The sequence below is a fragment of the Myxococcus sp. SDU36 genome (genome assembly GCF_030168875.1).
Taxonomy (GTDB): domain Bacteria; phylum Myxococcota; class Myxococcia; order Myxococcales; family Myxococcaceae; genus Myxococcus; species Myxococcus vastator.
Genome location: NZ_CP077414.1, coordinates 7,276,362 through 7,300,190, shown reverse-complemented (window position 1 = coordinate 7,300,190; position 23,829 = coordinate 7,276,362). Strand labels below are relative to the sequence as shown.

Below are 23,829 nucleotides of genomic sequence, written 5' to 3'. Positions count from 1 at the left end.
TGCCATTGGTTCCGTCCCACACATCGTCGGGATGTACGCGGAAGCCTCGCCTGCGGTGACACCGCACGCGCTGGCCGACACGGGGCGTTCGTGCCGATTTCGTGGGCCCCTAATTCGTGCTGAAGTCCTCCTGGATATCAGCGGCGCCACGCGGACGCCGGATACCCAGCTCGATGAACGCCTCACCCGCCTGCTTCGCGACGGAGCACAGCTCGGCTTCCGCTTCCGCAGTGCCATAGAGCCCGCCCTCCCCCAGCCAGCGGCACAGGTCGGCGGCCAGCTCGCGCGCGCTTTGATAGCGGGCGGCGGGTGACGGCTGAAGGAGCCGGCACAACGTCACGCGCAGCCCCTGAGGAAGCCCCTCCGTCAATGCCTCCAGGTCCACGCGCGTGTAGGTCGCCGCGCGCCAGATGGCGTCCTCCACCGTGGGCAGGCTCTTCGCCAGCCGAGCCCTCCGGATGGCCCGGCGGACGCGCACGCGCTGCCGGACCGACAGCGCGCCCTTCACGTCCTCCGTGAGGGAGTCCGGGGCATCAAGCAGGTTCTTCCCCGTCGCCAGCTCGAGCATGACGACGCCGAGCGCGAACAGGTCCGAGCGCGCGTCCACGCGGCCAGAGAGGAGCATCTCCGGCGAGGAATAGAACGCATCCCCCAGGGGACGGCGCACCGTGGACGCGACGCGCCCCGGCAGGCTCGAAAGCGCGAGGCCGAAGTCGGCGATTCGCACCGCGCCCTTCCAACTCACGAAGACGTGCGCCATGTCGATGGCCCGGTGAACGATATGGAGGGCACGGCCCTCGTCGTCCCTCGCCTCGTGGGCATGCGCCAGGGCCTCGGCCACCTTCGCGCCCACGTACATCGCGAACAGCGGCGAGAACCGGCGCCTGCCCGCCCCGGCGAGCGTCAACAGGTCTCCCACGCAGTGGCCGGACGGGTGCTCGGTGATGACGTACCAGCAGCCCTCCACCTTGTGCAGCCCGTGGACACGCAGAATCCCCGGGTGGTCGAGGAAGGTCGCCAGGCGCACCTGCTCCTCCAGCTTCGCCCGCGCGCGCTTGAGGCGCGACAACTCCTCATCCAGCGGCATGCCCACCGCCTTGAGCAGCACCTTCCCACGCAGGTGCCCCTCGAGCGTGCGGCGCCGCGCCAGGAAGAGGCTCAGCCCGTGATGCGCTTCCCCCAGGTCCGCGCGGAACTCGTACTGGAAGCCGCCCGCCGTGAAGAGAATCGCCCCGCGTGGAACCCTGAACTCGATTGCCGACATGCGCGCTCCTGCTTCCATTCGCGCGGCCGGGAGGGCCAGCGCACCGAAGGGAGGAGCTTACCCATGAGATTGGCCAGAATTGAACGACCCTCAGAGGTAGTGTCACCATGCGCGCCGGACCCGGCGAAATCGGACACCTACCCGCCACGTCATCCGCGACGCGCTCAGGGCCAGCGGAACACAGTCACTCCGGCCTGCGCGTTCCTTGCCTTCACGCGGCCATCCTTGACCTCGAGGACCGATTGCTCCACCACGAAACAGACCGGCTGCTCGTCCTGTCCTGGCAGCTTCACGCGATCATATCGAATGACGAGCGCTGGCGTCGGCAGCGAGGGGTCGCGCCCCAGTTTTTCGGACAGGTAGTAGGCCTTCCCGTAGAAGCGGGTCCCATGCGGCGTGTATTCCACCTGCCGCCGGATTTGTACGCCCTTGGGAACGATGCCCACCACTTCAGCGCCCGTGGTGAACCAGACCTCTTCGTCAGACTCGTACCGGGCGTCCAGGTTGAGGACAAAACGCTCGGGGATACTCCAACGGAGGTGTTCGCTCATGGCTTCCAGCGAAGCCTCCGGACAGGTGAACGGCTCGGGGCGGACCTGGGCTCCCGGGCAGCCCGCCGACAGGGCCGCTGCGAGCGAAAGAGACGCGCACTCCACGGCAATGGCAGCCTTCTTCTTGAGCGCGCGCGGCGGGCGTCCTTGAGTCGTGACTTCAGGCGACGGGGTCTTCACGGTTGAACCTTCCTTCTGGACGGCGGCGCTCGCCGGGCCCGGGACTGCCACGGGCGAGGGGCCAGAGCCAGGGGGTGACATAGCAGGGGCGGACACCGCGAGCGGCGCCGAATGGGCAGCCCCAGGTGGAGCGCTCATCACACTGGCGCGAGGTTCGACGGGACGCGTGGGCACCGCCCCCCAGAGCGTCGCGGCCAGGGCCAGGGCGGCGACGCCAGCGCCCGCCGCGAGCCACCTTCCAGCCCGGCGCGGAGTGGCTGCCTGGGCGCCATGCCGCTCGCCGGACGCCGGGGGATGCGGCAACGCGGACAAGGCGCCATGGGCCTCCAGCGCGGACCGCCGCTGCTCCGAGGGAGGATGCACCGGCACGTCATACCTGGCGACGGGGTCGGCCTGGAGCTCCGCGAGCTCGCGGCGCAGCGCCTCGGTGTCGACGGGGCGCATCCCCGGGGTCCGCGACAGCAGGCTCTCAACGAGGTCGCTCAACTGCTCCGGGACGCGACCGTTCACCTCCCGGGCCGGTAGGGGCTCCACCTGCGGATAGTTCAGGTCCAAGCGCGGGTGGAAGGCCGTGGGGCGCGGCTCGGTCAGCAGCTCATGCAGCATGACGCCCACCGCGAAGAGCTCATCAGCTACCTGGAAGGCATAACGGGCCCGGTGCTCGTCCCTGTGCTCGCGCAGGAACTGGAACTGCTCGGGCGCGCGGTAGCTGTCTGTTCCCGGCGGCAAGCCGTCATTCGTCAGGCGCTCCGCCAGCGCGTGGACCGCGCAACTGAAGTCAATGAGGATGGGTTCGCCGTCACGCTTCCGGACCAGGACATTGGACAGCTTCAAGTCGCGATGAAGGATGCCCCGGCCGTGCATGTATGAGAGCGCGGCGGCGAGCTTCTCGAAGACGGCCAGGAGCTCGCGCACGGTCGGGTGCTTGCGCTCCGCCCACTCCGCGAGCGTCCAGCCCTCCACGTAGTCCAGCGCGAGGTAGACATTGCCGCTCTCCGTGAAACCATGCCCCTGCACCCTGACGATGTTGGGGTGCTCCAACAGCAGGAGCGCCGTCAGCTCACGCATCGTCCGCGCATGGGTCTGCCGGATGTCGCCGCTGGCCTCCCGGTGACGCGCCACCTTGATGGCGCTCCGCCGGCCCTGCTTCTCCCCCAGGAAGACGCGCGCGAAGCCCCCTTCGCCCAGCTCCCTGACCACCTGCCACCCGTCAATGCACGCGCCTGGGTCCAGCTTGAGCGGCACCGGGGTCATGGCGTCCCTCCGGCGATGGGACGCTGGAACCGCACGTCCGGAATCACGATGCGGCGTCCGTCCGTCCCACGCACCTCCAGCGTGAGGACCTGATTCGCGTCATTTTCGGGCAACTCCGCGACCGCGATGACACGCTCCGTGCCGCTAGGCGGAATCGCCCCCGTCCCCACCAGCGCGAGCCGCGCTCGCAGGGGCATGCCGGCGCGCCCCGTGAACGCCGCTTCGCGCGGAGTCCAGACGGGCCGCTGCGCACGATTCTGGAGTGGCACATCCACCAGGATCCACCCCTTGCCCCTGTAGGACACGCCCCGATAGGCGCGCAGGCCCTGGGCACCATCGTCCTTCTCTGGGGTAGCAGCGGCCGTGACGCCGCCCTCCCCCATGTAGCCCCGCAGCAGGAAGTCCTCGGGCTTCGGTGCCACGTCCTGAGCGCCCGCCGGACAGGGGGCGACGGGTGGCTCGGAGCGCTGCACGTCGATTCGCGTGTCCACTTCGGCGGAGTCATTCACGAGCACGAAGGTCGCCCGCGCTGGCGCCGTGCCGTCGGCGAAGAACACGCCCACCTGCTGACGTTCGCCCTCCGCCAGGTCGGTCACGGGCTGGACGATGATGGAGCGCTCGCCCGCGTCCACGACGCGGATCCGCGCCTCGTCGAAGGTGAGCATCCGCTTCTGGATGGGCGACGAGAAGAGCAACAGCGTGGGTGTGTCCCGGGCGACCCGGACGATGGGGAGCGGTTCGTCGGTGCTGCCAGCGACTGTCACGGTCCGCTCGCGCCGGGTGCGCGCTTCTGGCATCGGCTCGGCCACCGCCGCGGCTCGCCACAGGAGCGCGCAGGTCAGAGCCAATCTGAACGGTTGGAACACGGGTAGGTGACCTCCAGAATGGTCAACCTAGCATCGGGAGCGCCCGCGCAGCCGCTTGATTTCCCAAGGACGACAGCACTGGAAGAGCCTGTGAACAGGGGGAACGTGGTGGCACGCCAGCGCTTCAAGGCGCCGGGGCGACGACGTCGCCCCGCTCGCATACGGCTCGTCGTTCATATCGTCCAGTTGGCCCTGTGCCAGTTCGCGGTAGTACGACACGACTTCGATAGCCAGCACGTCACGCATCAACTGGTTGGCCGGACGCATACCGACTCACGCCTCCAGCTCAGCCGCTGAATAGCCCACTCGTCGCGTCGCTCGCCGAACACGGCCCCCGTCCGCATGCAACCTCTCACGCCACGTCACCAGCCAGACGCTTACTTTCTACGCGCAGGCACGCCGTCCGACTTGCGTAGCCGCTCAATGCAACTCACGAGAGGCTCAAGGCCGCTAGCGCGCTTGTACGGCAGGGGCCCTGCATTTCCAGAGATACAATACTGCTCACGCCGCCTTCGATCAACGCGAATCCAAGGATGGGCAGAAGTTGCGTCAACCGTCAATCGACTAGCCTCATCAAGCGTGAGCGTCACCAAGCCATCAAGCCTACAAACCAATACAACAAATGTCGTCTCCAAACCAGAACCAACCTCCAAGAACTGCAAAGCCGACTCAGCACCAAATCCAAACAACCATGGACGCAATCGAGCAGTGGAGTGCTTAACAAGCAGTCCAACCCGATCATCCAGCACATAAAAATCACTCCTGCGTCCCCTGGGCAGGGATCTCAACGACACACCAGCAAGACGCTGCTCGACAACCAATCGAAACAGCACCAAGCCATGATACATGCCATACTCCGACATCATTTCGTATTCTTTATAAACTGAATCGAACCTTCGAATTTATAAAAAAGCCGCGCCTTTCCTGTCTTTGAATTAAAGAACACCTTCAAATGATGTACGGCAGTCGTAGAGTTCGCCGCATCTTTCTGGGAGTTTCCAAAGAAACCCTTCTTACGAGATATCTCCACGGTATCAGCATCATTATAGTTCGCAATATCAGTGGGACTATGGACTGCCACGGCCACATCAGCATTAGTTGTCGACGCAATGAAGTCGCGAAGAAACTGCGGGAATCCAGGCTCACCAATTCTCTTCACTAGCTTATTCATTTTCTCAGCGTTCGAAATCGAAAGTTTCGGAATCGTCGAGAGTTCCTGCACATAGGGGAATAGCGGGAAAGACATCTCGCCTCGGTTCAGGTCAACAGTCGATCGATCAATACTGGGACTCGATGCAACCGCAATCCGATTATCACCAATCCAAACAGGGGAACCCAGCTTCTTCCTAATGGCAGTGAGCGAGAGCCTATGAAAAACAAAACACCTATGCCAATCAACATACAACGCACTCGGCATAGTCAATTCAAAATACGAAAGATAATCACCTCGGCTCCCAAACATCCTTGCGCGCTGAATATAAGTGTCCTGCTGAATCTTATGCTTCACATCACGCGTAAAGAACATCGAGATGAGATTATCCAAAGTAACACCGCGCGAGACAATATTGCCTCCAATTATGATTGTAAATAGACTCGTCGGACTTGTCGCGGCCGACGAGTTATCTTTCCAGTCGCGCTCACTATTCAACACAACGATGGCATTTCGGCCGACATTCTCAACCACAAACCCCGCAATCTCGTCCGGGTCAAAATCCGGATAGAGTTCCCTTGCAATCTCCCACAACTGCTTAACATACTTATCAAAATCCTTACTATCCTTATCCGTAAGCGCATTGAGCGCCTTGTACATTGTGGACCAATCAGACTTGTGGTCCGCTTTCTTTCCGCTGGTATGAACAAGAAATGAGTAGTTCTTTTCTACATGCGGATGAACATGCAGATTCAGGTGCGCTACCGTCGCGAGAAACCTGAGAAGCGCGGCTCGTGCGTGCTTAGGGTCGCTGCCCTGATCGCTCAGAAGCTCGCGCCTATATTGCACCGGCCCGGCCAACGGAAAGAAAACATCCTGACCCGTATATTTTCCATGTGGCGGAAAATCAACCCAGGCCTCATTGTCATTGTTAAATGTATTATTAAGATCGAGGCGAGCAGGTGTCGCCGTCACACCAATGTACACACCGGTCGTCCCCAGGAGTTCCTGAATGAGTTCATTGATTGGGGTTCGCCCACCCTTATTGACCTTGGAGTTGGGCGACGCATAGTCAGCCTCATCATCTATAACGACAATGCCGCTAAGATTTCCAACCTTATCAATAAGGTTCTGCAAATCTCGAGCATTTTTCTTACAAAAAACAACGTGGGTTTGTCCCTTTATTTTAACTACAGGGTCAATAATTTCCGAAAAATTCCGAGCCCCTGGCGACAGTCCAGATGACTTGAATCGCGTAAGGTTCTGACCTAACAAATCGACACTGTCATTAAGCAAATGCAGCACGAACTTGTACCCGCTATCAACAAGACGAGCGGTCAAGCAAATCATCATCTCGGTTTTTCCGCTCTGTGGCTCACCATAAATCACAAACGACCTTGAACCTGCCTGCAAGTTGGCAACTGCGCTATCGACAGCCTGGGCAATCTGCTTTGTGCCCTTGCCTGCGCTCTTTAGACGGTTCAACTGTCGTCCATATTGGGAGGACTGTTTGGCCGTCTTGCTCTTGAACTTCGTCACATCGAATGTATCACCCATGACGTGTCCGTCTCCGGTCTAATGAATGGACTTCTGAAAACGCAGAACAACTTCCGTTCGCATTCTCGCATTAAGATCAGTGCGACCATTCGAGGGCGGCGGCAGATATCTGCGGTTTGCAGGCAGAATTCGACGATTATGCTTTAGGGGTGTTAACCCGTGGCGCTTTGCCAATGCGTCTAATCCAGAAGAATTCCTGATTCGAACTCCGCGAACAGCGCAATCCCCAATGACAAGAATCACTCTGCCGCCTGGAACCAAGACGCGGGAGAACTCACGAAAGACCCGATTCATATCATCTACGTATCGAAACAATAGCCGTTGCTGCCTTTGCGGAAGCGTTCCGATAGCGCCCATGGCCTTTGCTACGTCGTCGTAGGCATCTGCAAGCGCCTGCCCTTGCACCTCCGTTCCTATCAACTGGCTTCTGGTTCTGCGCAGAGAACTGAGCGGGTGCCCCTGCCAAACGAGTGTGAACTTGCTAGTCCTGATGTAGTCAATTGCATTCAGATACGGCGGCGACGTGACTATGGCATCGATCGAACTCGATTGTATATCTGCAAGATCACGGGCATCACCCCGACGGATTCTTGCTTCACTCAGGGGCCTGCCGCTTGCCGATTGCTCGACCGACTGGAGTGCTTGCAGCACCTTTTCAATCTCGCGAAGATAGATATTTAGAGGCCGCTCGGGCTCCTTTAACACCTTATGTGGCCGGCTGTGCGCAAGGTCGCGTGCCCAGGAAACGCCAGCCTCTTTCGTAATAATAAGTCGAGAGAAGGCAATCCACAATACCCGCTGAATGTCCGGCTCATCGATCTGTCCGATCGAATCAGCGAATGCGCGAAGTTGGCGACGGTTTGTGATGTCAAACCAATAGCGGACAAACTTTCGTGTCTCGTCATCCGCATCTTGCGGATAGGTTTCGTCACCGCGCAGGCTCTTCCACCTGTCGGATACTTGCTTCAAAATGCTAGCGGCGCTCATTCGGACAGCCGCAGCCGAGATGGCCGTGCACCATCCTTGAGCCAGCTGAACGGCAAGCGGATCCATGTCCATACCTATCGCTTCATGTCCGAGGATTCGCGCGATCACCGCAGCAGTTCCTGAACCCGCCATTGGATCTAGGACACGAAGGGGAGTTGGTGACTGAAGTTCATCCCACGGAATTGATGCCGCCATCCGGGCAGGAAAGGGATGGATCGGTCGCGGAAACGGCGAAGAACGCATAAGGTCCCATTTTGGGTCAGCGGCAATCATCTGTACAGTCCCTAACACTACTCGTACAGATGAATTGGGCGCGGTAACATCCAGCCGAAGGAGCATGGCGCCTACGCAAGGTCGACTGCGGAGTCTTCGAGTACTTGGACTCACCGACAGCGCACCAAGCTGCGGTGCGCTCTGAGCAGCTACGTCACGGGCCTCATATTGGCTGGGGAGCAGGAACATCGGGTTCTTGACGGCACGTCTGGCCCAGACGGCCGACCAACCTGAAGCCCTCCGGCAGCGGCTGCAGCAGTGTGCCTCCGGTGCACTTTGGGGTGAAGCCCAGCTGCGCGTCCGGCTGTCCCAGATGACGGAGGGCACCCGGCGGCGCCAGACAACGTACTGCCGGTGCCTCCGCTCGTGCATGACACCTTCAACGGAGCCTACCCGACTTGCTATAGCTGCGGTAGTGGGTGGAGCGCCGTGGGACCCAACAGGCCCTATATGGATTGACCATGACCATCGGGTCCCTGCTGACCAAAATCGTGCGTGCGCATTTCCCACATTCCCCTACGACAGCAGCGAGGATTGCGACCTTCGAGGCGCAGCTGGGCTGGCGACTGGATGATGACCGGCGCGCCTTCTACCTGCACTGCGATGGAGCGGAGTTGTTTAGGAGGCTTCCTGACGCGAGCTACGTAACCGACCGACGGCCGGTGTTCGGTGCGCACACCGGTGCCCGTGCGCAGCGTGGTCATCGCGCTCATCTGTTAAGGGCCCGCGTCGCCGAGCTACAGCATCCTCTCGCTGGAGGGGACTGCAGCATCGACTCTCAGATTGCGCCAGCGTGCCCAGGGAGCGAGTGAGGCCGCGTCTTTGTACCCACTCGTGGACTGCCAGGACTCCGACTTCGTCCTCGTGAACGTGGCGCATCCTGGCGGCCCGTACCCGCTATTCGATGCCTATCACGATACGTACCCCCGTGAAGTTCGGAAGATTGCCGACTCGTTCAGCGACTTTCTTGAACCTGCCCTCGCGAGCGGCAACCAACTCTGCTGGCTCACCGAGCAAGGCTACCGCGTCGAACGCGCCGCCATGCCCAGCCGCAGCCCCTGGGGCACCACCACGCGCTCCACGACGTCGAACAGGCCGCTGGCGACCAGTGCCAACGCCGCCGCAGGAACCGCGCCCTCCAGGATGAGCCGCACGTCATCCAACCGGATGCCCGTGAGAATGGGCTGGCCGTAGCCCCCTGCCCCCACCAGCGCGCCCAACGTGGCGGTGCCCACGTTGATGACCGCGGCCGTCTGGATGCCCGCCAGGATGGACGGCGCCGCCATGGGCAACTCAATGCGCCACAGCCGCGCCCGCGCGGGCAGACCCAGCGCCTCCGCGGACTCGCGAACCTCGAGCGGGATTCCCGCCAGCCCCGCCGCCGTGTTCCGGACGATGGGCAACAGGCTGTAGAGGAACAACGCGGCAATCGCCGGACGCGAGCCAATCCCCAGCAGCGGAATCATCACCACCAGCAGCGCCAGCGACGGCACCGTCTGGATGACCCCCGTCAACCCCAGCACGCCCCGCCCCAGCCGAGGCCGCCGCGCGGCCAGCACGCCCAAGGGCACCGCGAGCGCCATCGCCGCCAGCAGTGACACCCCCACGAGGAACAGGTGCTCACGCGTCCGCGTCCACACGCGAGCGGCCAGCCCGTCCCCACGCACCTCCGAGCTGACCCCCAGCGCCGTGGCCAGGAAGCCCGACGCCACACGCCCCTCCGACACGCGCTCCAGCCGGGCCCGCGCGTTGAGCTTCACCATGCCCTCCTCGGACACGCGGCCCTCCAGCCGAAGCATCGCGGCCAGGGCCTCGGGCGCCCGCGCCTCCAGGTCGTCGCGATACAGCAGCACCGCGTCATACGCGGGGAAGTGGCGCAGGTCGTCCTCCAGCACGCGCAACCCGTAGGCTTCAATCTCCGCATCGGTGGAGTACAGGTCCGTGAGCTGGAGCGACCCGCTCTCCAGCCCCCGGTACGCCAAATCATGGTCCAGCCCGCGCACGTCCCGCTGCGGCAACGCGTAGCTGTCTCGCAAGGCGGGCCAGCCGTCCGCGCGGTCCATGAACTCGTTGCTGAACCCCAGACGCAGCGAAGGATGGGCACGCAAATCAGAGATGCGCCGGATGCCCAGCCGCTCGGCCTCCGCTTCCTTCATGCCCAGCGCATACGTGTTGTTGAAGCCCAGCGGCTCGCTCATCCGCAACCCCGCCTCGGCCAGGGCCTCACGCAGCGCCGCGTCGTCCGGCAGGTGGCGCCCGGACAGCAGCTCCTGGCGCAACGTGCCCGTGTACTCGGGATACACGTCGAGCGCTCCCCGGCGCAGCGCCTCCCAGAGCACGGCCGTGCCGCCCAGCTCCCGCCGATGCGTGACACGCGCACCGGTGCTCCGCGCGAGCTGCGCCGCCGCTTCTCCCAGGATGACGGACTCAGTGAACTTCTTGGAGCCCACGCGCACCTCGGGCACGCCGTCCCCAGCCGCGGACGCCCCGCCACACGCGCACACGAGCAGCGACGCCAGGAGCCACACGCCCCTCACGCCTCGCCTCCCGCCCCGCCGCTGGGAAGGGGCCGCTGCGCCTGGATGAACCGGGTGACGAACGCGTCCGCGGGCCGCGCCTCCAAATCCGCGAGCCGCCCCTGCTGCACCACGCGGCCCTCCCGCATGAGCAGGATGCTGTCTCCCAGGAAGCCCGCCTCCGCCAGGTCATGCGTCACCAGCACCACCGTCTTGCGCAGCCGGGCGAAGATGCCGCGCAAATCACCTTGCAACTCGTGACGGACCAGGGGGTCCAGCGCGCCCAGGGGCTCGTCCAGCAGCAACACGTCCGGGTCCAACATCAACGCGCGCATCAGCGCCACCCGCTGACGCTGACCACCGGAGAGCTGCGAGGGGTAGCGCGCCAGCGCGTCCGTGGGAAAGCGCGTCAACTCCACCAGCGCCTCCAGCCGCGCGCGCGTCTTCGCCGCGGGCCAGCGCAGGTGGCTCGCCATGAGGGTGACGTTCTCCTCGCCCGTGAGGTGCGGAAAGAGGCCGCCCCCCTGGAGCGCGTACCCCACGCGATGGCGCACCGCGAGCAGCGCGTCGCCACCCACGGGCAGCGGCTCGCCATCGAAGAGGACGCGCCCGGTGTCGCACGGCAGCAGCCCGTTGAGCAGCCGCAGCAGCGTGGACTTGCCACATCCGCTGGGCCCCAGCAGCACCGTGGTGCGCCCTGTCGGCAGGCTCAAGCTGAGCGGATGCAAGGCCTGCAGGGCCCCGTAGCATTTGGAGACGTCCTGGAGCTCGTACACGAGGTGTCGTCCTTCGCGGCATCAAGGCAGGCTGAACGCGCCGTTGCAGACGGCGGGATACGGCGGCTCGGAGGCCAGGTGGCTGCACGCGGCGAAGAGCGCCCGGTCCTCCCACGTCACGGCCGCGGCCCACACGCGCAGCGGCCCCTCGGGAGAGGGTACCGTGAAGCGCGCGCAGCGCGTGTCCAGGTTCTCCAGCCGGCAGGGCACCTCCTCCACGGGCCCCGCGCCCGGCAGCGAATCCACCAACTCCGCCACGCTCCGCGAGCGCCAGCGCTCCGTCACCTGGGCCTGGGCCGGCTCATGGAGGCTCCACGACAGCGCCGCCCTTTCGCAGCGGATGCGCCCCGCGCGCGCCGTGGACGCGGCGAGCTGACAACCGTCCGGCACGGCCAGGGCCCGCCACGGCAGGCGCGGCGGGACGAGCAGCGCCTCGCGTCCCAGCGTCTCACCTTCAGGGCTGCCATTCGAGGCGAGGGACTCGAGCAGCTCCAGGCAGCGCGCCAGCAGGGGCCTCACGGGCGCGCGGACGACGCACCCGAGCTGCCGCACCCGCCCCAGCGCCCCGGCGACCGCGGAGGCATACCCGGCGGCGCGACAGGCCTCCGCCTCGCACGCCTCCACTCGGACCGAGGGCCACGGACTTCCCGCCAGCGGCAGTGCCTCCTCCACCACCGTGGCACCGGGCCCCAGCCGTTGACTGATTCGAGCCCGGGCCTCCTGCAGGGCCTGCTCGCGCGTCATGCCCTCCCGCTCGGTCAGCCACACCGTCACGCCGTCGCAGCGGTAGCGCCGCGAGTCGGCTCGGTCCGGAACCAGCGTGCAGCCCTCGAACAAGGCGCGGGCTTCAGGGAGGAAGGGCCCCACGGGCGTCGCCCCCTCGGGGGCCACGGGCGACACCCGAGACGCGGGCGCGGCGCACGAGCCCAAGGCTCCAGCCAGATACACCCACAGCAGCCTCGCGGCGGTCCTCATGCCGCCGGAGTTAGGCGTCCCCGCTTCGTCACGTCAACCCGGCGAGCCAGTCGACGGGACGGCGCGTTCACTCGAAGGACTCTTTCAGCCCCTGGGCCCGCTGCAGGTGACGGTCCGCGAGGTTGCCCGTCCTGTCGAGCATGAGGGTGAAGGCCCTGTCGTTCCTGTACGTCGCCCGTGCCTGCTTCACGAGCCGCAGGCCGCCCTCCTGGTCATCGACGACGCGCTTCAGGAAGGCCTCGTCGAAGTCCCGGCCCTGCGCCTCGCGGAGCACCTCCAGGTCTTGCTGGGCATACGCCACGGCCTGCACCAGGCGGGCGTCCGCGCGCTGCATGGACAGACTCGGCCCCGGGAGGAGCCCCCCGTCCTTGCTCCCCGAGCCGCCCATCCCCGCCGTGACCCGGGGCTGCGTGAGGTCCGCCACCACCCTATCCATGGACGACGAGCCGCCCCACGCCTTCAAGTCCTGGAGGTGCCGGCGGTGGTCCTCCACCAGCCGCAGCGCGAACTGCCGCACCTGCGGGTTGGCCGACTTCTCCAGCGCCAGGTTGCCCGCCGCGATGGCCGTCGCGTCGAAGAGGGCGAGCTGCGCCAGGAGCAGGTCCCGCTCCGACAGGGACTCACGCGTCTGCCCGGCCTGGGCCGCCTCCGCCCGGGCGGTGAGCCCCACCAGGGGGCCCGTGCCCCACAGGGCCGCCAGGAGCACCGCGCCGCCTGCTCTGCCAAGCCTTCCAGCCATGTCCACCTCCCGACGAAGCGATGTCCGAAGGTGGGCCTCACATGGCGCTCACGGCAAACACGGCCTGCCCGGCGGGGCCTCCCCGTGGGGCCCCGTGGACACGACGCTCAGTCCTGGCGCTTGGCCGCCACCATGACGTTGGCACCAGCGGGGCTGCCCAGCGGCACCACGCCCAGCGTGACGGCGGCGCCGTCCTGGACGTTCGCGTGGGTGGCCTCGGCGCGCAGCAGCGGCAGGCCATGCGGCTGCTTCTGGAGGAACTCGATGAGCTTCTCGCGGACGACGCACCGCAAGTCCCACGCCTTGCCCGAATCCGCCGCGCTCACCAGCGCGCGCAGCTTCATGGTCCGCTCGGTGCAGTCCGTCACCTGGAGCCCCGCCACCTTGCCGTCCCAGAGCGCGGCGCCGTCCGTCTCGCAGATGCGCCGCAGCTCGGCGCGCACGGCCGGCACGTCCGTCCGGAAGTCCGCGAAGATTTCCGCCGTGCCCATGATGTCCGGCGACACCTTGCTCCAGTTCTGGAAGGGCTTGTCCAGGAAGTGGCTCATCGGCACCACCAGCCGGCGCAAGTCCCACACCTTCACGACGATGTACGTGAGGGTGATTTCCTCCACCCAGCCCCACTCGTTCTCCACGATGACGGTGTCGCCAATGCGCACCGGCTGGGTGATGGAGAGCTGGATGCCCGCCAGCAGCGTGGAGATGGACTTCTGCGCGGCCAGGCCCAGCACCAGGCCGGCGATGCCCGCGGAGGCCAGCAGCGACACGCCCACGTTGCGCACCGCCTCGAACTGGAGCAGCAGCAGCGAGCTCGCCACCAGCACCACGGTGGACTCGATGACCCGGCGCATGACGGCCAGCTGCGTGCGCAGCCCGCGCACCCGCGCCACGTCCGGGCCCTCCGTGCCCACGCGGTGCTCCAGGAAGCCCGCCGCCAGCTTCACGAAGCGCATGAGGAACCACGCCAGCGACGCGATGACGACCGAGCGCGCCACCAGGTCCACCAGGTGCTGCGCGGGCGGAGGAAGCAGCAGCATCCGCGTGCCAGAGGCCACCACCGCCGCCGCCAGGGGGTGCCGCAACGGCCCCTTCCCCGCCGCCACCAGCTGGTCATCCCACCCCGACTGCGTCATGCCCGTCGCCCGCGCGCCCACGCGCAGCGCCACCGCCTCCAGCAGCCGACCCGCCAGCCACGCGCCCATCAGCAGCAGCCCCAGGCCCAGCCACTGCCACAGCTCCAGCACCCACACCGGCCGCATGAAGAGCAGCGGCGGCAGCTTCTCCAGCACCGGCGAGCCGTACAAAGTGAAGAGCGTGTCGATGGCGCGCACCGTGTCCTCGCTGACCACCCAGACAGCCCCCTCCGGGCGCTCCACGCGCTGCAGGCGGATGTCCACCGCGCCGCGCGGCAGCGGAATCTGTCCCAGCGAGTCGTAGACGGGGTCGGCCGCGTCCCCCTCCGGCTTCTGGCTGATGTTCGAGAAGTCCAGCCACAACATCCGGTCCAGCACGAACACCAGCCGCCGCGCCAGCCGCAGCCCCTCTTCGGCCTGCTGCTCCGGCGGCACGTGGGACAGCCACAGGTAGTGGGGCGCGCGCGCCGCGTCCCGCGCGTGGGCCGCGTCCAGGAAGCCCGCCGCCGTCGCCATGGGCGTGCGCCGGTCCACATCCGCCGGGGGCTCGCCCAGCCCTCCGTTCAGCGCGAACCCCGGCATGGGCAGCAGCAACATCAGGAGCAGGGCGAGGCGACGGCGCATGTCGTTTCCTTCGAGGATGGAAGGGAGATGATTGGCTTCCCAACAATCACGAACGACACGGGCTGTCCAGGGTCCACGTCACGCCGCGTCACGGCGGAGTGCCCGTGGGGCGGGCGAGCGGAGGCGCGCGGCTCCGCTGGGCACCATGGCGAGGCGCCTTGCGACATGACACGGGGCGGAGCGTCCCCCTCCGAGCGCTCCGCCCCGCATCCGTCCCCCCCGGCCTGCCTCAGGGCGTGCAGGCCCCGTGCGTCACGCTGGTGCACGGGTCGCTGGCGCCACACCGCGTCCAGCGCGCGCAGCGAAGCGCGTTGTAGTCCTCGAACGCCTGCACGCTCGTGGTGCGCCGCCCCTGGCTCTCCGACTCCAGGCACAGCTCGTAGTCGGTGATGGGAGTGTTGGGGATGTCATAGACAGTCTCATCCGCCGCCAGCATCCCGCTGGCGGTGGCACACTGCAGCGCGTTCGCGGGCGAGCTCGCGCGGACCTCCACCACGCGCCGGGCGCACAGGTTCGTGTCCTGGATGCCCACGGAGTACACGGTGCCGTCCGGGTCGCAGGTGTGCGCCGCCACGGACTGGCAGCTCCCGCTCACGCACACGGCGTTCGCGCGGCAGAACTGGCTGCTCCCTGAAGAGACGCAGCACGCCTCGCCCACCTCGCCGCAGTTGCGGCAGCGCTCGCCCGCGGCCTCCATCACACACGTCAACGTGCCATTGCAGGACGTGGTGCCCGCGCTGACGCAGCAAGCGCCGCCTTCGCTGCCACACGGCTCACAGTTGCCGCTGCGGCAGACCAGCCCGGCGTTGCAGCTGGCGGAGTCCGTCCTGCAGGCACAGCCGTTGGTTCCATACTGGCTGGGGGAGCACGACGAGGAGCTGCTCTGGCAACCGCCGCAGCCCGCCAGGATGGCCATGAACACCATCATCAGCCCTCGGATGAGGGAGAGGTTCGATTTCACGAGGAAGGTCCTTGTTTGTGGAAGCATGGAAGTCACGCTGGCCGGGACACGGCTCACGGGCTCAGCACCAGGTGGACGCGCTGGCCCTGCTCATCCTGGGCCTGCACCAGCACGCTGAAGTCATCGGCGAGCGCGAGCGCACTCAGGACGCGGTAGCCGGCCTTCTTCAGCTCCTCCGGCAGCATCGACTCCAACGGCGTGGCCGTCTCCCCGTCGGGCGAGGCGAGGAAGGGCACCTGCGTCTTGCCGTCCTCGGCGGTGGCGGTGCCCAGCACCCAGCCTCCGTCGTTGATGGCCACGGCCTTCGCGGCCACGACGCCCTTGGGCACGGACAGCCACCGGACCCCCTCCTGCTGCCGCGACCAGATGAAGGGACGGAGGCGCTTGTTCGAATCGAGCGCGGTGCCCGCGAACTCGCCCACGTCGTTCAGCGCGGTGACTTCGGACTCGCTGTCCAGCAGCACCTTCACGTCCTTGCCGTAGACGCGCGCGGCGCGGGGCCCCTTCTCCGTCTCCAGCGTCACCGCCACCTCCCCCAGCGCGTTGAAGAGGACGCGGCGCTGCGGCAGCTCGTCCAGGCCGGGGTGCCTGGCGGGCCCCACCTCGTCCACGCGGTAGAGGCTCTTGCCGTCGTTCGGGTCCCGCACCAGCAGCGTGCCGTGCGCGTTGGCCGTCACGGCCTCCCAGCCCTCCAGCCACTGCTCCGCGCCCGCCTTCACGTCCTCCGAGCGGAGCAGGAACGCGCTGGGGCCCTTGGCGTTGTAGGCCGTGCCGAAGATGTCCCCCGTCGAGTTGACGCCCGCCACGCGCACCTGCTCCGCGCCGAGCACCTCATTGAGCCAGTACGTCTCGCCCTTGCCCGTCAGCAGGACCTCCGACTTCGACTCCGCATCCTTGTACCGGGCAATCACCGCCCCACCGTTGAGCACGTGGACGGGGACGTAGAGCGAATCGATGAGGAGCCAGCGCACGAAGGGGAAGACATGCGTCACGCAGGGGTTCACGCGCACCTTCACGCTCTTTCGGACGCCGCCCGACGCGCCATAGATGACGGTGGGCCCCGTCCAATGAGGCGGCAGGCGCAGCGTGAAGCGCGCGGTGCGCTGGGCCTCGGGGACGCGCACGGGCAGCACGCCCACGCTCGCGTCCACGCTCATCAGGTCCACCAGGATGCCGCCGGTGGGCGCGGGGCTGCTGAGCCACACGTCGCCGGACAGCTCGCTGTACCCCCTGGAGGGGCAACGGCTGGCGGGCGTGACGACGACCATCGACGACAGCCGGGGGCGCGGCACGCCGCCGTAGGCGACGAACTGCTTCACATCGACGTCCTCCGTGAAGTTGATGTCGAAGATGAAGGTCTTGTAGCCGCTCACCTTCGCCCAGGAGCCGGGCGCCAGCGTCAGCTCCACGTTGTGGGGGCAGGCGGCGCTGTCGCAGTAGGGGTCATCCGCGCCGCGCACCTGGCGGGCGTAGGCCTTCAGCGTCCCCCGCACCCGCGTCACGTAGGTGGAGTCCCCCAGGTTGTAGCGGCTCGGCAGGGTGTCATCGAAGGTCCAGGTGATGACATTCCCGGAGCGCGAGCCAGACATGTGCAGCACCAGGTCCGAGTTGAGACCGAACTGCCGCGCCGGCACGTTGAGGTTCAGCGTGTTGGCCGCCTTCGGCAGCAGCCAGTAGCCGGTGGCGTAGTCATTGCCCTTCACGCGGATGCGCGCGGCGTTGAGCCGGATGTTCGTGCCGCGCCGCACGTCGTCCACGACGTCCGCGTGGGCGGCCTGCGCCAGGAAGAAGCCAAGCAGGGCCAGGGGCAACAGCCCGTTGAGACTGCGTTTCATGAGGACCTCGACTGCGGTGGGTGGGTTGAAGCGAAGGGGCTCAGCCGCCGCGGCTGGCCGAGGCCTGGGCCATCAGCGCCATGACGCGGGCCCGGGTGGCGGGCTGCTGCCCCGGGCGGACGGAGAGGGCCTGGAGCATCCGGAGGACGGCGGCGCTGTCATCCATGCGGGGGGTGAGGACGTTGAGCAGCGCGGCCTCGGCGCCCGGCGCGAGCTGCCCCGCGACGACCCAGCCGCTCAGGCGCTCCAGCTCGGGTGCGCCCAGGGCGCGGGCATTCAGCGCGTCCAGCAGCGCGCCCTGCACGGCGCGCTCCGGCTCGGACATGAGCGCGTCCAGCAGCATGCGCGTGGCGGCCTCCTGGGGCGCGGTGCGCAGGGCCTCCGCGGCGGCGGAGCGCACGCCGGGCGCCGTGTCACGCAGGTGGGGCGAGGCCAGGTCCAGGACGCGCTGCGCGCGGCTGTTGCCCAGCGCGCGCAGCGAGTGCTCCCGCGACTCGGCGTTGTCCGCGCGGGTCAGGGCGTCCTCCAGCGGACGCAGGAACTCGGCCACCTCCGGACTGCCCGTGGGCAGGCGCGAGGCGACGGCGCCCAGCGCGTAGGCGGACGCGCGCTCGGTGCCAACGTCACCGGCGGCCCGGGCCTCCGCGTTCATCCGCGCCAGCAGCCGGCCCGTCTCGGGCTCCGGCTCGCGAAGGAAGCCCGCGCGCTGCACCATCAGCCCGTGCGCGCCGGAGTGCTCACGGGCCTCCGGGGAGACAACCAGCTCGCGCAGCGTGGCCTGGGCCTCCGCGTGCCCCGCGCCGGCCAGCAGGTCGAGCAGCAGCTCGCGCATCGCGGGCGACTTGCCCTTCTGGCGGAAGAGCTGTCCCAGCTCACCGGCCCGGTGGGGCTCCAGTTGGAGCGCGGCGATGGCCCGCCGCGCGAAGGTGCCCAGCTCGGCGATGGCGCCGGGGTCGGTGGCGGACGCGAGCACCTGGAGCGCCGCGTCCACCGTCATCCCGTCCGCCTGGCTGGTCGTCAGCGCCAGCGCCTCGTCGCCCTCGAAGGCCACCTGAGACGGCGCGCGGACAACGGGCTTGTCCTCCGAGGCCGGCGGCAGCGGCTTCTGCTGGCGCGTGGAGAACGTCAGGCGCACCCGGACGCGCCGCGACATCAGCGGCCGGCCATCGGTGTGCGTGGCGTCCAGGATTTCGTCGTGGGACACGCCGGCCAGGAAGCCCTCCGGGTCCCGGTCGAAGTGCGTGAGCGAGCTGAGCGTCTGCCGGAAGGCCGGCGCGGTGGCGGCGGCCCGCAGGGACTGGTACCGCGCGCGGCGGCGCGTCAGGCGCGTGCCCTCGCCGTCGAACTGGAAGCGCGCCTCGACCTCGCCCGTCTGCGTGGACTCGACGGCGCTCCACTCGGCGTCATCGCGAAGCTGGGTGGGGAACAGCTCCGTCGCCAGCGTCTGCGCGAGCTGGCGGAACATGGGCGGCTCCGCGTCGGAGAACCGGACGGCCACCAGCGCGCCCCGGGCGTCCAGCTCCAGCCACGCCGACGCCGTCTGGGGCAGGTGCGCCTGCACGGTCGCGGCGTCGGGGAAGAGCGCCTGTCCGGAGAGCGTCGCGTCGTGCCGCTCCAGCCGCTTCACCGCCAGCCGCACGCGCGCGCCATTCGCGCGGACCTCCAGCGCCTGGAGCGTCAGCTCACCGTCCAGGCTCAGCGTGCCGTCCATCGTCTGGGGCGCGTCCCCCTGCTGCGGAACGGGGAGCGCCACGCGCTGCAGGTCGTTCCAGGCGAAGTGGTACGTGCGCTCCTCGCCCACGGTCCACCGGTAGAGCGGCAACCGGGAGGCGCTGACGGGCGCGTCGGCCGCCACGGCTTCCGGCGCGGCGGAGGAGAAGTAGGACCAGACGGGCACCGCGCCCGCGAGCAGCAGGGTGGTGGTCAGCGCGGCCGTGCGGACGGCGAGCCTCGAGCGACGCATGAAGGACTCCAGACAGTTGGGGAAAGGGGCCGCCGCGGTTGCCGGATGGGCACACCGCGGCGGCCAGGGGGTGACGCGGACTAGTAGACGCGGACCAGCGGCAGCGACCTGGACTCGTTGTAGATGTTCCAGGTGTTGCCGAAGCCGTTCCAGCTCACGATGGTGACCTCGCCCTTCAGGAAGAGCAGCTCACCGAAGAGCTTGATGCTGCCGTCCAGGAAGCGCAGCTCGATGTCCAGCTTCGACGACGCCCGCAGGAACAGCGTGTTCGGGTTCGTCGGGTGCGCGGGCGAGCTCAGGTAGAGGCCGATGTCGCCGTAGAGCGGCACGTTGACGCGGACGATGGTCAGCTCACCCCGCACGCCCACCTGGAGGCCCGGAATGCCGATGCCCACGGACGCGAAGCCCTTGACCGCGGCGAACGGGGTGATGGTGCCGTACAGGTCCACGCCCAGCAGGTCCTCGGCGCAGTTGCGGGTGACGGCGCCGCCGATGTTCATCTTCACGCCCGCCTCCGCGGACAGACCGCCCTGCACGGTGACGGGGACGAACACGACGACGAAGGTCGCGGAGGCCTTCGCGGCGTCACTCGCGAAGTAGGGCCTGCCCTCGTAGAAGGTGACGCGCAGCGGGTGGTGCTGGTCGTGGCTGTAGACGGAGTTGCCCAGCACGCGCGCGTTCAGCCTGAGGCGGATGCCGTTGCCCTCCGTGCCGGCCTCGCCGCTCACGTGCGCCACCTCGTGCCGCGTGGAGCTGAACACGTTCGCGTAGGCGTTGAACTCGCCGTAGAGCCGCACGTCGCTGTCGCACCAGGCGCCCAGCGTCTTGTTGCGCAGGCCCGAGCCCGGCTGGACGTACTCCCAGCCGGCCACGTAGTCGTAGCCACCGCCGAAGGTGGCGCCGCCCGCGTAGCCGCTGTCGCTGGACTCACCGCCGTGCCGCACCGCGCCCGTGGACGGGTTCGTCGGCGCGTCCAGCTCCAGGATGTGGGCGCCGTAGATGGCGATGTACTTCGCCAGCAACGACGAGGAGAGCGTGTAGTCCTTCTTGTCCAGACCCTTCAGCTTGAGCTTGTCCGCGTTGCGCACGAAGCTCTCCGGACCGAAGTCGTTGCCGGTCAGGAAGAGGCACGCCTGCAGGTCGGCCTCGCGGCGCGGGGCCATGGCGGCCTCCAGCATCGTCTTGTAGCGGCGGGGGCTCCAGTCGCACACCGTGGGGCCCTGGGTGTCGAGGCAGCCGTCCTTCTGCGCCTTGACCAGCGACTCCTCGATGGCCTGGTCCAACCCGTACAGCCGCTCCGCGGCCTGCTTGTCCAGGTCCGCCGTCTGGTGGTCGCGCGCGCGGAGGACCTTCGAGGCCAGCGCCCACTCCGCGTAGACGGCCTCGCGCTGCCGCAGCAGCGCGGTGAAGGACTCCTGCTCCACCTGGTAGTGGTTGAGCACGTCATCCGCGATGTGGTTGAACTGCTCGGCCTGCTTCTTGTGCCACTCGTCCGACGGGGCGACCCAGTTGCGCGCCTCCACGTTGTTGGCCAGCTTCGCCGCCTCGGACTCGAAGACGTAGCCGTTGATGCCCTTGGGGTAGGGGCCGGGCGTGAAGCGGAAGTACGCGTTCTTCGCCGTGCGCGCCCCGTCCCAGATGGGAGCCAGCTTCTCCTGGTCCCGGCTGTAGAGGACGCGGTCCGCGATGCCGTCCTTTTCGTAGGCCGCCTGGAAGAAGGCGCGGTAGTCGTCGCCGAACCGCCCCGCCTCCCGCTCGAAGCGGCTGAAGTCGAGGTACTTCTCGTCGACGAACTCCTGGCAGGACGTCACCTGGGTGCCGTCCTTCTCCCAGCCTTGAATCCGCGCCAGGTAGGCCTTCTCGTCCTTCGACAGGTTCTCCAGGTGCTTGCGGTAGAGAATCTGCCCCTTGAGCACCTGCCCCATGAGGCTCTGGTCCATGCCCTGGAAGCGCGTGCTCTTCGGGACGTGGGCCTCATAGGCCACCGTGCCCACCTTGCCGCCCAGCTCCTCGGGCAGCAGCGCCTCGCGCTTGGGAGCGGCCTCCCAGCCGGCCTTCCACTGCACTTCCACGGCTTCCTGGCAGTACGCGTCGTGGACGCTGCCGCAGCTGCTGGCGCGGTAGTCGACGTCCACGCACTGCTGCAACGAGGGCTTGGGGCAGTCCTGCGCGAAGCTCGCCGGCGCGGCCAGCACCGTCGCCGACAGGCCCGCCCAGCGAAGCTGGCGGCGTAGCTGTTTCGTGTGTTTCCGCTGATTCATGTAGCGCGTCGTCCTTGTTGAGGGACCGGCTCCGGGCTCGGCCCTGTGGGGGCCCAGAGCACGGCGCGTGCCGGAGGCGCTCCACCCGGGCTCCAGAGGGAGGCCACGGGGAACGCGGGGACACGCGGGCAACAAGGAGCTGCGGGGTGTTGTCTGCGAAGCTACGGGCGCGGGTGGCGGAAAAGGCCACCCGCGCCCTTCACGTCAAGGCAGTGCTACTGGATGCTCCACACCACGGTGCCGCCGCAGGTGCCGGACGAGTAGCAGCCGGCGCGAATCTGCAGGGTGGTGGCCGAGGTGGAGGTGTACGTCAGGCTGGAGCCCCGGCCGCCGCACGCGTCGTCATTGGCGGCCGCCTGCGTGGCGCCGTTGAAGAGCCTCAGGTAGGTGTCGCCCGTGAAGGACGCGCCCGTCAGGCCGCAGGTGGCCACGGTGATGGTCTTCCCCGCGGCGATGGAGACGCTCTCATTGACGGTGTTCTGCTGGGCGCTGTTGGTGTTGCTGGCGTTGAAGCTGAAGCTGCCCGTGGTGGGGCCGGTGGTGCCGCCGGAGGTGGTCCAGGCGACGCTGCCGCTGCAGCTCCCGCTCGAGTAGCAGCCCGCGTTGATGATGTAGTCGCCCGCGGCGGGGGCGACGTAGGTGAGGCTGGAGCCACGGCCGCCGCAGGCGTCGTCGTTGGCGGAGACCTCGGCGCCGGTGGCGTTGCGCAGGCGCAGGTACGTGTCACCCGTGAAGGACGCGCCCGTCAGGCCGCAGGTCGCGATGGTGAGCGTCTGCCCCGCCGTCAGCGCGATGGCGTAGTTGGTGGTGTTCTCCTGGGCGCTGTTGGTGTTGCTGGCCGAGTAGTTGAACGGGTTGCCCGGCGGCGGCGGCGGCGGCGGGGGCGGAGGAGGCGGCTCGGTGTTGCCGCACAGGCGCTGGCTGCCCGCGACGGAGCAGTAGTGGTCCACGGCGGGGCGCACGTAGGTGATGTCCTCGCCACGGCAGCCCGTGTCGGTGCACTGGTTCACGACGCGGCAGGAGCCCTGGTTGACGTAGTCCGTCTCGCCACGGACCAGGATGCCGGCCACGGTGAAGTTGTCGTTCTCGTAGACGCCCGAGCCCGAGTTGCCACCGAAGGTGTCCGTGTTGGCGATGAAGTAGTCCATCGTGCCGGAGCGGGCGTCACGCACCCAGCCGCCGTCGTCAATCTTGAACGGGATGCCGCTGCCGGAGCCAATCACGGACACGCCGGTGTTCACCGGCAGGGCGGCGCTGCCCGGACGGATGGGCGCCGGCTCGAAGCGCGGCGTGGCCGGACGGTCCAGCCGGGCGATGGCGTAGTCCAGGTTGCGGCCGTTCACCGTGCCCAGTTGGCGCGCGACGATGGACTGGCAGGAGAAGACGTCCTGCGTCGTCACCGTCTGCAGCCCCGAGGCCGACGTGCGGTAGAAGTTGAAGACGAAGCGGGTGTTCGAGCAGTCCGACGTGCTGATGCAGTGGCCCGCGGTGAGCACCAGGTCGTCATCGATGAGCGTGCCCGAGCAGAAGGCCGGGGTCGGGTCGCTCAGGAAGCGCTGCGTGGAGCACAGGTTGTAGGCGCTCTGCAGCGTGGACGCGTTGAAGGTGATGTTGTTCGGGTTGGAGGTGTTGAGCGCCGACGGGCGCATCAGCGCCACGGTGGACTTCTCGGCGCGCTGGCGCAGCGCCGCGGAGGCCGTGTACGCATAGACGTCCGTGCGGTGGTCGGCGCCGTAGATGACGTCCTGCTGCTCGGCGCCCAGCTCCGGGGACTTCTCATCCACGGGGTCCATTTCGGGAGCCGGTCCACAGGCCGCGACCGACACGGAACACAACAACGCGCCGAACAGCTTCCGGCGCAGGGGAATACGGGTGATGCGCATGGGCGACCACTCCTACGATGAGGGCCCGCCAGAACGGACGAGCAAGGCCACTCTACGCCTCCCTCCGACATCATTTCATGC

General features: G+C 67.4%; 17 protein-coding genes. 1 reads left to right on the top strand and 16 read right to left on the bottom strand.

Features of this window, described 5'->3' with window-relative positions; genetic code table 11:
- Window positions 1-109: 109 nt before the first annotated feature.
- The 6 genes from KGD87_RS29755 to KGD87_RS29730 form a co-directional block, all read right to left on the bottom strand.
- Window positions 110-1,264 (bottom strand): serine/threonine protein kinase, encoded by a 1,155-nt coding sequence (locus KGD87_RS29755; protein WP_284664327.1) that lies wholly within the window; start codon window positions 1,262-1,264, stop codon window positions 110-112.
- Between the two features lie 164 nt (window positions 1,265-1,428).
- Window positions 1,429-3,249 carry a serine/threonine protein kinase gene (locus tag KGD87_RS29750; protein WP_284664326.1) on the bottom strand — a complete coding sequence of 607 codons (1,821 nt, stop codon included), beginning with the start codon at window positions 3,247-3,249 and terminating at the stop codon, window positions 1,429-1,431.
- Window positions 3,246-4,115, bottom strand: a complete 870-nt coding sequence (locus KGD87_RS29745) for a DUF2381 family protein (RefSeq protein WP_284664325.1) — start codon at window positions 4,113-4,115, stop codon at window positions 3,246-3,248. The genes KGD87_RS29750 and KGD87_RS29745 overlap by 4 nt, the downstream gene beginning before the upstream one ends.
- A gap of 27 nt (window positions 4,116-4,142) precedes the next feature.
- Window positions 4,143-4,382: a DUF2379 family protein gene (locus KGD87_RS37105; protein ID WP_502887967.1), complete on the bottom strand. Its 240-nt coding sequence runs from the start codon at window positions 4,380-4,382 to the stop codon at window positions 4,143-4,145.
- Window positions 4,383-4,977: 595 nt separating this feature from the next.
- Complete coding sequence (locus tag KGD87_RS29735) at window positions 4,978-6,822, bottom strand: Z1 domain-containing protein (protein ID WP_284664324.1); 1,845 nt, start codon at window positions 6,820-6,822, stop codon at window positions 4,978-4,980.
- Between the two features lie 18 nt (window positions 6,823-6,840).
- On the bottom strand, window positions 6,841-8,082 hold the full coding sequence (locus KGD87_RS29730) for a hypothetical protein (protein ID WP_284664323.1): 1,242 nt from the start codon (window positions 8,080-8,082) through the stop codon (window positions 6,841-6,843).
- Between the two features lie 461 nt (window positions 8,083-8,543).
- Between KGD87_RS29730 and KGD87_RS29725 the strand changes: the two genes are divergently transcribed.
- Window positions 8,544-8,894: an SMI1/KNR4 family protein gene (locus KGD87_RS29725; RefSeq protein WP_284664322.1), complete on the top strand. Its 351-nt coding sequence runs from the start codon at window positions 8,544-8,546 to the stop codon at window positions 8,892-8,894.
- A gap of 207 nt (window positions 8,895-9,101) precedes the next feature.
- Here KGD87_RS29725 and KGD87_RS29720 read toward each other — a convergent pair whose 3' ends face one another.
- From KGD87_RS29720 to KGD87_RS29675, 10 genes are all read right to left on the bottom strand, one after another.
- Entirely contained in the window at window positions 9,102-10,619 is a 1,518-nt protein-coding gene (locus tag KGD87_RS29720) for an ABC transporter permease/substrate-binding protein (RefSeq protein ID WP_284664321.1), read from the bottom strand.
- Window positions 10,616-11,374, bottom strand: coding sequence for an ATP-binding cassette domain-containing protein (locus KGD87_RS29715; RefSeq protein WP_284664320.1), 759 nt, complete (start codon window positions 11,372-11,374; stop codon window positions 10,616-10,618). The genes KGD87_RS29720 and KGD87_RS29715 overlap by 4 nt, the downstream gene beginning before the upstream one ends.
- A gap of 21 nt (window positions 11,375-11,395) precedes the next feature.
- Entirely contained in the window at window positions 11,396-12,349 is a 954-nt protein-coding gene (locus KGD87_RS29710) for a hypothetical protein (RefSeq protein WP_284664319.1), read from the bottom strand.
- A gap of 67 nt (window positions 12,350-12,416) precedes the next feature.
- Entirely contained in the window at window positions 12,417-13,088 is a 672-nt protein-coding gene (locus KGD87_RS29705) for a DUF4142 domain-containing protein (protein ID WP_284664318.1), read from the bottom strand.
- A 107-nt stretch (window positions 13,089-13,195) separates the two neighbouring features.
- On the bottom strand, window positions 13,196-14,845 hold the full coding sequence (locus KGD87_RS29700) for a mechanosensitive ion channel family protein (RefSeq protein WP_284664317.1): 1,650 nt from the start codon (window positions 14,843-14,845) through the stop codon (window positions 13,196-13,198).
- Window positions 14,846-15,074: 229 nt separating this feature from the next.
- Window positions 15,075-15,806 (bottom strand): hypothetical protein, encoded by a 732-nt coding sequence (locus KGD87_RS29695; RefSeq protein WP_284664316.1) that lies wholly within the window; start codon window positions 15,804-15,806, stop codon window positions 15,075-15,077.
- A gap of 53 nt (window positions 15,807-15,859) precedes the next feature.
- Window positions 15,860-17,641: a hypothetical protein gene (locus tag KGD87_RS29690; RefSeq protein ID WP_284664315.1), complete on the bottom strand. Its 1,782-nt coding sequence runs from the start codon at window positions 17,639-17,641 to the stop codon at window positions 15,860-15,862.
- Between the two features lie 40 nt (window positions 17,642-17,681).
- Entirely contained in the window at window positions 17,682-19,604 is a 1,923-nt protein-coding gene (locus KGD87_RS29685) for a HEAT repeat domain-containing protein (RefSeq protein ID WP_284664314.1), read from the bottom strand.
- An 80-nt stretch (window positions 19,605-19,684) separates the two neighbouring features.
- Complete coding sequence (locus tag KGD87_RS29680; protein ID WP_284664313.1) at window positions 19,685-21,865, bottom strand: hypothetical protein; 2,181 nt, start codon at window positions 21,863-21,865, stop codon at window positions 19,685-19,687.
- A 215-nt stretch (window positions 21,866-22,080) separates the two neighbouring features.
- On the bottom strand, window positions 22,081-23,748 hold the full coding sequence (locus KGD87_RS29675) for a trypsin-like serine protease (protein ID WP_284664312.1): 1,668 nt from the start codon (window positions 23,746-23,748) through the stop codon (window positions 22,081-22,083).
- Between the last annotated feature and the right edge of the window lie 81 nt (window positions 23,749-23,829).